The 594-nt window shown below is 54.7% G+C and carries 1 rRNA gene; it reads left to right on the top strand.

The annotated features are described in order from the left end of the window. Position 1 precedes the first annotated feature (1 nt). Positions 2-594 (top strand): 23S ribosomal RNA (locus tag AVZ68_RS19470); the annotation flags it as partial.

Genomic DNA, 594 nt, shown 5'->3' with positions numbered 1-594 from the left:
AGGATAAGTTAGAAAGGGCGCACGGTGAATGCCTTGGCACTAGGAGCCGACGAAGGACGCGACGAACAGCGATATGCTTCGGGGAGCTGTAAGTAAGCTTGGATCCGGAGATCTCCGAATGGGGGAACCCACCACTCGTAATGGGGTGGTACCCGTATCTGAACCCATAGGATACGTGGAGGCAGACCTGGGGAACTGAAACATCTCAGTACCCAGAGGAAGAGAAAGCAATTGCGATTTCCCGAGTAGCGGCGAGCGAAACGGAAACAGCCCAAACCAGGAGGCTTGCCTCCTGGGGTTGTAGGACACTCTAGACGGAGTTACAAAGAAACGGTGTAAGCGAAGCGTCCTGGAAAGGCGCGCGGAACAAGGTAACAGCCCTGTAGCTGAAACATCGTTTCCTCCAGAGTGGATCCTGAGTACGGCGGGACACGTGTAACCCCGTCGGAATCCGGGAGGCCCATCTCCCAAGGCTAAATACTCCCTAGTGACCGATAGTGAACCAGTACCGTGAGGGAAAGGTGAAAAGCACCCCGGAAGGGGAGTGAAAGAGATCCTGAAACCGTGTGCCTACAACTAGTCAGAGCCCGTTTA

The organism is Shouchella shacheensis, assembly GCF_001484965.1.
GTDB classification, from domain to species: Bacteria; Bacillota; Bacilli; order Bacillales; family Bacillaceae_D; genus Shouchella; species Shouchella shacheensis.
This window is presented reverse-complemented; position numbering and strand designations above follow the sequence as displayed.